Origin of the sequence: Mycobacterium sp. 1165178.9 (assembly GCF_001673555.1) — a bacterium.
Classification (GTDB): domain Bacteria; phylum Actinomycetota; class Actinomycetes; order Mycobacteriales; family Mycobacteriaceae; genus Mycobacterium.
The window spans coordinates 1-9,209 of the sequence record NZ_LZMB01000564.1; the positions used below are offsets into that span (position 1 = coordinate 1).

Annotated in this window: 9 protein-coding genes and 1 pseudogene; 2 read left to right on the top strand and 8 right to left on the bottom strand. The window is 68.3% G+C overall.

All coding sequences use genetic code 11. The annotated features are described in order from the left end of the window. A pseudogene (locus A5652_RS23815) lies at nucleotides 1–307 on the bottom strand (succinyldiaminopimelate transaminase); the annotation flags it as partial. Between the two features lie 44 nt (nucleotides 308–351). Next, on the bottom strand, nucleotides 352–678 hold the full coding sequence (fdxA, locus tag A5652_RS23820) for a ferredoxin (protein WP_003875467.1): 327 nt from the start codon (nucleotides 676–678) through the stop codon (nucleotides 352–354). A 376-nt stretch (nucleotides 679–1,054) separates the two neighbouring features. On the opposite strand from fdxA, the gene A5652_RS23825 reads away from it, so the two are divergent. Beyond that, nucleotides 1,055–1,378: a hemophore-related protein gene (locus tag A5652_RS23825; protein WP_067357752.1), complete on the top strand. Its 324-nt coding sequence runs from the start codon at nucleotides 1,055–1,057 to the stop codon at nucleotides 1,376–1,378. Nucleotides 1,379–1,397: 19 nt separating this feature from the next. On the opposite strand, the gene A5652_RS23830 is transcribed toward A5652_RS23825, so the two are convergent. The 4 genes from A5652_RS23830 to mshB all read right to left on the bottom strand — a co-directional run bounded on the left by A5652_RS23830 (nucleotide 1,398) and on the right by mshB (nucleotide 6,406). Beyond that, on the bottom strand, nucleotides 1,398–2,162 hold the full coding sequence (locus A5652_RS23830; protein WP_067357755.1) for a maleylpyruvate isomerase N-terminal domain-containing protein: 765 nt from the start codon (nucleotides 2,160–2,162) through the stop codon (nucleotides 1,398–1,400). Nucleotides 2,163–2,201: 39 nt separating this feature from the next. After that, nucleotides 2,202–4,841 carry a bifunctional FO biosynthesis protein CofGH gene (locus A5652_RS23835; RefSeq protein WP_082984050.1) on the bottom strand — a complete coding sequence of 880 codons (2,640 nt, stop codon included), beginning with the start codon at nucleotides 4,839–4,841 and terminating at the stop codon, nucleotides 2,202–2,204. Between the two features lie 96 nt (nucleotides 4,842–4,937). After that, nucleotides 4,938–5,399 (bottom strand): hypothetical protein, encoded by a 462-nt coding sequence (locus A5652_RS23840; RefSeq protein ID WP_067357761.1) that lies wholly within the window; start codon nucleotides 5,397–5,399, stop codon nucleotides 4,938–4,940. Between the two features lie 92 nt (nucleotides 5,400–5,491). Further along, on the bottom strand, nucleotides 5,492–6,406 hold the full coding sequence (gene mshB / locus A5652_RS23845) for an N-acetyl-1-D-myo-inositol-2-amino-2-deoxy-alpha-D-glucopyranoside deacetylase (protein ID WP_067357765.1): 915 nt from the start codon (nucleotides 6,404–6,406) through the stop codon (nucleotides 5,492–5,494). 137 nt (nucleotides 6,407–6,543) lie between these two features. Between mshB and A5652_RS23850 the strand changes: the two genes are divergently transcribed. Continuing rightward, nucleotides 6,544–7,146, top strand: coding sequence for a TetR/AcrR family transcriptional regulator (locus A5652_RS23850; RefSeq protein WP_067357768.1), 603 nt, complete (start codon nucleotides 6,544–6,546; stop codon nucleotides 7,144–7,146). 6 nt (nucleotides 7,147–7,152) lie between these two features. Here A5652_RS23850 and A5652_RS23855 read toward each other — a convergent pair whose 3' ends face one another. Together A5652_RS23855 and A5652_RS28825 are read right to left on the bottom strand one after the other, a co-directional pair. Further along, nucleotides 7,153–9,015 (bottom strand): ABC transporter family substrate-binding protein, encoded by a 1,863-nt coding sequence (locus tag A5652_RS23855; protein WP_197514086.1) that lies wholly within the window; start codon nucleotides 9,013–9,015, stop codon nucleotides 7,153–7,155. Nucleotides 9,016–9,093: 78 nt separating this feature from the next. After that, nucleotides 9,094–9,209, bottom strand: a 116-nt coding sequence (locus tag A5652_RS28825) for a hypothetical protein (protein ID WP_232001128.1), incomplete at its 5' end; no start/stop codon positions are given.

Below are 9,209 nucleotides of genomic sequence, written 5' to 3' on the forward strand. Positions count from 1 at the left end.
GCGTGGGCAGCCACGCGATCAGCTCCTTGCTGCCGACCACCGGGAGCACGGCCGCTTCGGTCAGCCCGGTGATGCCGAACCGGCGGTCCAGGGCGGCGACCGCCGATTCGCGCAGCCGGGCCGTGCCGGCGGTGGCCGGATACCCCGACGCCGAAGCGGCGGCGGCCAGCGCCTCCTGGATCACCGGGGCGACCGGGTCGACGGGGGTGCCCACCGAGAGGTCGACGATCCCGTCGCGATGAGCACTGGCCTGCGCTTTCGCATCGGCCAGGGTGTCCCAGGGGAACTCCGGCAGGGACGCAGACACCGCCGGTCGGCGCTTTTTGAGCTGGTGGGGCACCCGGCCGCCGCTCAGTCGCCTTCGCCCTGCGGCGGCAGATCTTTGACCACTTGCGGGTCGTTCTCGGTCAAACCCACCTTGGCCGCGCCACCGGGCGACCCCAACTCGGCGAAGAAGTCCGCGTTGATCTGCGTGTACTGGCTCCACTGGTCCGGCACATCGTCTTCGTAGTAGATCGCTTCGACGGGACAGACCGGCTCGCACGCCCCGCAGTCGACGCACTCGTCGGGGTGGATGTAGAGCATCCGAGCGCCTTCATAGATGCAGTCGACCGGGCACTCCTCGATACAGGCTTTGTCCTTGATGTCGACACAGGGTTCGGCGATCGTGTACGTCACAGACGTCTCCTCCATGTACTCCGGCTGCAATGTGGGCTGCTGTTCAGCTCGCACCGGCGCGTATTACCGCTCCAGTGAAGCTTTCGGTTACTGATACTAGACGTTGCAGATACAGGTCAACCATTTGGCGCGCCTGTCGGTTTCACCGATTTAAGACCGTCAGTCTCGGGCCCTGCGAGGCGACCCCGTTTCGCTGAGCGCGAACGCCGTGAACAAGCGGCTGACCTGCATAGAGTAACGGCCCCACGGTTACCTCCGATATCCGTTGCGTCACAAGCACCCTCGCGGGGCCTGGTAATCTCGGGCGAGAGCCGGCAACCGCTTGGCAGATGTCACCGCCGTAGCGTGGTGCATTAATTGGGGAAGGGTTCCACACATGAGGCTGTCGTTGAGCAAATTGGGCGTTGCGGTTGGCAGCGCAGCAGTGGCGTTGACCGCCGCGGCCGGGATCGCATCGGCCGACCCGGTCACCGACACCACCTGCAACTACGGGCAGGTCATGGCCGCGCTTAACGCGACGGACCCGGGCACTGCCGCGCAGTTCAACCAATCACCGGTCGCCCAGAGCTACCTGCGCAAGTTCCTCGCCGCACCGCCGGCGAAGCGCGTGCAGATGGAGCAGGAGATCCAGGCGATGCCGCAGGCTGCGGCGTTCATGGGGACCATTCAGCAGGTCGCCACCGTCTGTAACAACTACTAGGTCGACCCGCGCGGACTGTTCAGTAGCCGCTGAGCAGTCCGCGTACCCGACCTAGAGTTTCTGCGCCGGCGCGGCTGCGAATGCGTGATGGATCGGCGGGCCTACGGCCCCACAGCAGCAGCACGCGCGCGGCGGCATCGGTTTCCAGGGTGGCGGGGCCTTCCGGTTCGGCAAGGCCGATGGTGACCTGATCGGAATCGGCGGCCAGGACGACGTCGTCGGTGCCGTCGGCTCGCAGGCGAGCCTCGATGCGTTCACCCGGGCTCATCAGCTTGGCCCCTTTCGCCAGCAACGGCTTGCCCACGGCGACGACGCTGTGGGTGGTCATCCACGGCTCGGCCAGCCGGGCCCGGGCGGTCGGCACGTCGCCGGTGATGTCCCAGCTGTGCAGGACGAGTTCTTCGCGCATGTGCTCGGCGAACCAGGGCACTTTCATGGTGCGTCCGGTCCAGGCGACATCGGTGTCGGCGGGCACTCCCTCGGCCGCGACCGCGACGTCGTTGAGGGTGGCCATCCGGTCGGTCAGCGCGTCCCAGAGGTCCGCGTCGTTCAAGGCGCGCAACGGAGCCTCGCGCTCCTCGAAGCTGCGGGTGGCCACGGGCTGACCGTCCAGGTGACCGCCGAGCACCCGCGCGAGTTCTTCGGCGTTTCCGGCCTGATGCACGACGATGTCGCGTACCGTCCAGGCCTCACACCAGGTGCCGGCGTCGGGTCCGTGCCTGCGCACCGCATCCACGAACGGTGCCCACTCGGGAAATCGATCGTCGTCTATTCGTCGCTTCACGGCTTCGGGTATACCCGCCGCCTGTGACAAAAAAGCGAACTACGCGGCCATCGGTGTGTAGTCGGTAGTGCGCTGCCGCGCCGGACGACCGATGCCCGCGGCGATCGCGGTCAGCTCCGCCACCGTCTTGGACGAGCCGTGTTCCGAACCGGCCATCCGCGAGATGGTCTCCTCCATCAGGGTGCCGCCCAGGTCGTTGGCGCCGCCGTTGAGCATCACCTGCGTGCGCTCGACACCGAGCTTGACCCAGCTGGTCTGGATTTGAGAAATACGACCGTGCAACATGATTCGCGCCAGCGCATGCACCGCTCGGTTGTCGCGATGGGTGGGTCCGGGGCGCGACGCGCCCGCCAGATACAGCGGTGAGCTCTGGTGCACGAACGGCAACGGCACGAACTCGGTGAAACCGCCGGTGCGGTCCTGGATGTCACGCAACACGTTGAGGTGGCCGACCCAGTGCCGCGGGCTGTCGACGTGGCCGTACATCATGGTCGACGACGACCGCAGCCCCACTTCGTGTGCGGTGCTGACGATTTCGATCCACAGCGACGTCGGCAACTTGCCCTTGGTCAGCACCCAGCGCACTTCGTCGTCCAAGATCTCGGCGGCGGTGCCGGGGATGGTGTCCAGGCCCGCTTCACGCAGGCTGATCAGCCACTCACGAATGCTCAACCCGCTCTTGGTGACACCGTTGGCGATCTCCATGGGAGAGAACGCGTGCACATGCATCGAGGGAACCCTCGCTTTGACGGCGCGGACCAGGTCGGCGTAGCCGGTCACCGGGAGCTCGGGGTCGATGCCGCCCTGCATGCACACCTCGGTGGCGCCTTCGACGTGCGCTTCCCATGCGCGATCGGCGACCTCGTCGGTGGACAGCGAGTACGCGTCGGCGTCGCCCTTGCGCTGGGCGAACGCACAGAACCGGCACCCGGTGTAGCAGATGTTGGTGAAGTTGATGTTGCGGTTCACCACGAACGTCACGTCATCGCCGACGGTCTCGCGGCGCAACGTATCCGCCAGGGCGGCAACCGCTTCCAGGGCCGGACCGTCGGCGGTCGCCAGTGACAGATATTCGTCGTCGGAGCACCCGGCGGGGTCGCGCTCGGCGGAGCGCAGCGCGGCAAGCACGTCGGTGTCTAGGCGTTCTGGTGCTTTGGCGCCTTGGGCGGCCAGTTCGTGAACGTGGGCACGAATCGATTCCCAGTCGCCGAAGGCGCTGTCGATGTCGCTACGGGTCTCGGTGTTGCGGCCCTCGCTGTCGATCGCCGCGTTGAGGTCGACCCGGCCCGACGAACCGACGTCGTCAGGCTCCTGCCAGGGCATCCCTACCGGGTTGACGTCGCGAGCCAGCCCGGTCGCCGGATCGGCCAACGCCGTCACGTGTCCCTGTACGCGCGGGTCGATCCAGGCCGAGCCCGCCTGCACGTATTTGGGCTGTGCGGTCAGCCGTTGAACCAGCTCGTAGCCGGCCGCGGCGGTGACGGCGGCCAGGTCGTCCAGGGCCGGCCAGGGCCGCTCGGGGTTGACGTGGTCGGGCGTCAGTGGCGAAACCCCGCCCCAGTCGTCGACGCCGGCGCCGATCAGCGCCAGGCACTCGTCGCGCGACACCAGGTTCGGCGGCGCCTGGATGCGCATTGCCGGCCCGAGCACCAACCGCGCTACCGCCACGGTCGCCAGGTAATCCTCGATGCCGGCATCGGGTACGGCGGCCATCGCGGTGTGTTCCTTGGCCCGGAAGTTCTGCACGATAACTTCCTGCACGTGGCCGAACTCCTTGTGCGACTTGCGGATCGCGTGCAAGGTGTCGGCACGCTCGGTGAGGGTCTCGCCGATACCGACCAGCAGGCCGGTGGTGAACGGAATCGACAACCGGCCCGCGTCGGTCAGCGTGCGCAGGCGGACAGCCGGGTCCTTGTCCGGACTGCCATAGTGCGCAAGCCCTTTCGTCTCAAACAGCCGGCGCGACGTCGTCTCGAGCATCATGCCCATCGACGGCGCGACCGGCTTGAGCCGCGCCATCTCAGACCAACTCATCACACCCGGATTCAAGTGCGGCAACAGCCCGGTCTCCTCGAGCACCCGGATCGCCATCGCCCGCACGTAGGACAGCGTTGAGTCGTACCCACGCGCCTCCAGCCACTCGCGCGCCTCCGGCCAGCGATCCTCGGGCCGATCGCCGAGGGTGAAAAGCGCTTCCTTGCACCCGAGTTCGGCACCGCGCCGGGCGATGTCGAGAATCTCGTCGGGCTCGAGATACATTCCGGTCCCTTGGGCGCGCAGCTTGCCCGGGACAGTGACGAAGGTGCAGTAGTGACAGCTGTCCCGGCACAGGTGGGTGACCGGGATGAAAACCTTGCGTGAGTAGGTGATCGGCAGCCCGCCGCCCGGGCCGCGCCGGCCGGCCGACTCCAGACCGGCATCGCGCACCCGCGCCGCGCTGGTGCACAGGTCCGCCAGATCGGCGCCGCGCGCGGTCATCGCGACCGCGGCCTCGTCGATGTTCAGCGCAACGCCATCCCGAGCCCGTCGCAATACCCGTCGCAGCGCCGAGGCGCTGACCTCAACGGAGGCCTTACCCGGAACCACCGGGTTGGGCAGAGCGGTAGGCTCCTCGCCCGGAGTCAACAGCACCTTCGTGTAACTTCCCCACGATCGAATTTCATCCGTGCGTCCCAACATGTGAAATCGTGGCACCCGCTGGCGGGTCCCGTCTGGGCAACAGTCAACAGTAGCGGCAGGCCCGCGCGAGCGCGCGGGCGACATCCCGGCCGAATGTCAGGCGCGCGGACTGCGCCGCCATAACACCCATACGGGCGGTACAACGCCCAGGACCAGCAGCAACAAAGCCCCGTAGGCCATCAAACCGCGGCCTCCCAGGATGACGTCGTCGGCCGGGCCGCCCATGCTGATCACCGCCACCGTCAGCAGCCACGTCCATAACGGCAACGCCGCCAGGCGGGGTGAGCCGGTCCAGCGACCGGCGGCCCACACCAGCGCCGCGTTGACGAGTCCAGAACTCAGCCCGCTGATGGGGAAGGGAATCGTCCCGATGTAGAGCGGCAGCAGCAGAGCTCCGGCGAGCGCGGAGAGCACCCCGTCGACCGCCAAGAGGGCCAACACGACGAAACGGATCGCGGGGTCGGTGGCACCGCTGTCGTCAACGGACGCGACGCGTGGCTTGGTTTCGGTCAGGTCGGGACGCTGTCGATGTTGGACAAGATGGAACCGAGAACCCACTGAAAGCTGTCCAGCCGGTCCTGCCAGTGCTGCAGATTAGGGTCCAGGTCGGGGTCCATGCGAATTCCTTCCGTGGCTGCCTGTTTGGCAGCTTACCGTGTCGAGGCAGCGGGGAAACCAAGCCCCGCGAGCAGGTCCGTCTCCCAACCGCGCTCGTCACGTGCGCCCGCGGCGCCCGCGGCCAGCACGTAGTGCTCGTCCCCCGATATCGGTATCGCCGCGTTGTTCGACAGCGCGCAGGCCCGGCCGGTCGGGCCGACCACCACCTGGGTGGCGTGCGCGGCCAGCGCGGCCCGCTTGGCCGCCAGAGCCTCCGGTCCGGTCTCGACGACGGCGTCGATGTCGTCGTCGGCGTAGCCGAAGGTGAACTCCTCTTTCGGCGGGATCGACCATTCAGGCCGCAGATCCTCGGGCGTCAGCGCGTCCATGGCCGCCTCGAATGCGCGCCCCGCGAAGACCGACCAGTACAACTTCGGTGCGGCCCAGGGCTCGCCGGGGAAGTCGGCGGCGCCGGGTCCCGGGCCGGCCGCGGCCACGGCGGCCACCGTAACCCGGTGCGCGTGCACGTGATCGGGATGGCCGTAGCCCCCGTTGGGGTCATACGTCACGACGACATGCGGGCGCTGCTCGCGAATGACCGCCACCAGTGCGCCGACGGCTTCGCGCTCGTCGGCATCGATGAATCGTTGCCGGTGCCGCTGGGGAGTGCCACGCATGCCCGAATCGCGCCACCGGCCGGCGCCGCCGAGATAGCGGGGCTCGCTGACGCCCAGCGCCCGCAGCGCGGCGGTCAGTTCGCCGATCCGGTAGCCGCCGAGTTGGTCCGCGCGATCGACGGCGAGTCCGGCCCAGCGATCGCCGATCACCTCGCCCTCCTCGCCCAGAGTGCAGGTGATGACGCGGACATCCGCCCCGCGGGCGGCGTAGTGGGCGATGGTCGCACCGGTGCCGAGGCTCTCGTCGTCGGGGTGCGCGTGAACGAACAGCAGCCGCGGCGTCTCAGGCATGGACGGCACCCTACCGTCAGCGGCGGGGAAAATCGGCAATCGGGTTTAGTGACCGACGTCGTCTCCTATGCTGGCCTCGGGGTGGCTGTGTCGCTGGGACCTCAGCGGATAGGAACGCGCACGGCTACTATCAAGGAGTGCCCCAGCTCACGGACGCAGACCGGACCGGCAATCGAAGCCGCCGGCGAGGTGAGGTCCTCGAACGCGCCCTGTACGAGGCCACCCTGGCCGAGCTGACCGAAGTCGGCTATGGGGGCCTGACCATGGAGGGAATCGCGGCGCGCGCCCAGACCGGCAAGGCCGCGCTCTACCGGCGCTGGGACACCAAGTGCGAGCTGGTGCATGCCGCTTTGGTTTTTGCGCTGCCGCCGCTGCCCGAACTGCGTTCCGGTCGTTCGGCCAGAGACAACCTGCTGGCGATGTTCACCGCCCAGCGTGACCTGCTGGCCGGGAAGACCGGCTTCCCCAGTCTGGACGTCATCCATCAGCTGTTACACGAACCTGAGATGCGGGCCATCTTCGCCGATGCGGTGGTGCGGCCGCGGATGAAAATCGTGGAATCGATTCTGCAGGCCGCCATAGAAGACGGCGATCTTGATCCGAAGGTCGTCACGCCGCTCACCGCCCGCATCGGGTCGGCTCTGATCAACCAGCACTTCCTGCTGAACGGAGCGCCACCGAACCGGCGTGAGCTGGCGCTGATCGTGGACACCGTGATCCCGCCGCGGGCAGCGGGCTGATCCGGCTCACGGCCCGGTCTTGACCCACTGGCCGGCGTCGCCGACGATGCCGACCGGAACCGCACCGGACAAGCTGACGTTCTGCACGCTCGGACCGGCCCCGACGATGGTGGTGTCCTGCAGGATCGGCAGCACGGTGGACATGTTCCACAATCGCGGCTCGACCGCGGTGATCACGTCGTTGATGTTCTTGGTGCCGTTGAGGGCGGCGTCGATGTTGGACTGGATGCTGCGATCGCAGATCCCGGTCAGGTTCGACGGTGCCTGCACCAAGGCGCCGGGATCGGCCGGGCGGCTGGGCGGCGGCGTCGTGGTCGGCGTCGTCGACGTGGCGGCCGGACCCCTGGATGGCGTGGGACCGGCGGGTGGCGACGACGAGGGCGCCGGCCCATTGGAGACGGGCACCTGAGTCGATTCCAGTGCGCGACAGCCGTACCGGGAGGCGAGCCGGGCGGCCAGGTTTCCGCCCGCCTGATGCCAGCCGACGATCGCGTCCACGCGGTTGTCGTTCAGCGCGTCGTGGTAGAGGGTGGCCGGGTCCAGCGCCAGCACCGTCGCGGCGATGCCGACGTTGCGTAACCGGTCGGCGGCCGTGTTGGCCACCGCGACCGAGGTCGGGTCATTCGCCGCGACCCCGATGACCAGTGAGAGCTCTTGGCCGTCCTTGCTGATCCGCCCGCGGATGACTTCGGGCGGACCGGTATTCGGGGGGGCGGGAGCGGGCGATGCCGAGGAGTTGGGTTCCACCTTGTAGCCCGCCCCCTCCAGCAGCGCCAGCGCCGCGGGCGTCGACATCGCCGGTGGCGCGGTCGGCTCGTATCCGGGGTCGCTCGGCGCGCGGATCTGGGCCTGGTCCAGGGTGACGGTGTTGTCGCTGCCCGCGCCCACGGCCGCGAGCAGGTCGACGTCCAGCAGCCCCAAAATCGCCTTACGGACTTGTGTGTCAGCCAGTTTGGGCTCGTTGGCCCGCAGCGTGAGCTGCATGACCCGCGGCGTCACGATCCGGGCGGTCCGGACATCGGGAATGGCGGACAGCTGCGCGAAGGCCGCCGAGCCGCCATGCACCTGCGCCACCTGGGTGTCGCCGTTGCGCACCGAATCGGCCAGCGCGGCGGGCGCCCCCGCTCGCCGGAAGAGAATGAGCGCGGGTTTGGCCGGTGGCCCCCAATAGCGGTCGTTGCGCGCCACCAAGATCTCGTCGCGCTGCGGGTCGATGCTCTCCACGCGGAACTGCCCGCCGGTGACCGGGAGCGCCCGGGCCAGGCCGGCGGCGAAACCCCCGGGCACGTCCTTGACGATGTGCGCCGGAAGGATGTTGCTGAACAACTCTCTCCACGCCGGATAGGGTTCGGCGAAGGTCACCACTGCCTGCTTGCCGCCCTCCAGGGACTGCACGCCAGTGATGAGGTCATAGCCGGCGGGGTCGACGACCCCGGGCTGGCTGACCATCTGGTGCCACAGGTACCAGAAGTCGTCGGCGGCAATCGGCGCGTTGTCGGTCCACTGCGCCTCGGGCCGGATCTTGTAGGTCACCGTGAACGGGTTCTGACTGGTCACCTCGGCCGACACCAATAGGGTCGGGTCCATCTCCCAGCGCGAGCCGGTCGGCGTGTTGGTATCGGGGACCGGCCGAAACGCGCTCGGCAGCACCAGCGCGCTGATGGCCGCGTTCACCGGGGACAGATCGGACAGCAGATGCGGATTGAAGCCGGCCCCGATCGAGTCGATGCCCATGATGATCTCGCTGACCCGGGGCGGCGGCGGCACCGAGTTGTGCGGCGTATCGGTGCTCTGCGGCGCCGGCGGCGGGTTGACGGTGCAGGCCGAGAGAACGAGTCCGACCAGCGAGATCAGGCCGGCGAGCACCATCAACAAACGGCGGACTCGTCTCGGCACGCTGCTCAGGGTATCGAGCAGCCGCACAGCAGCCCGTCCGGCCACGCGGTGTTAACCCCGGGCCTTGGCGCGCGACCGGCTGCGGGCTCGTGAGGTGGCGTCCAGCTCGACCTTGCGCACCCGCACGATCTCCGGGGTTACTTCGACGCATTCGTCCTGCGCGCAGA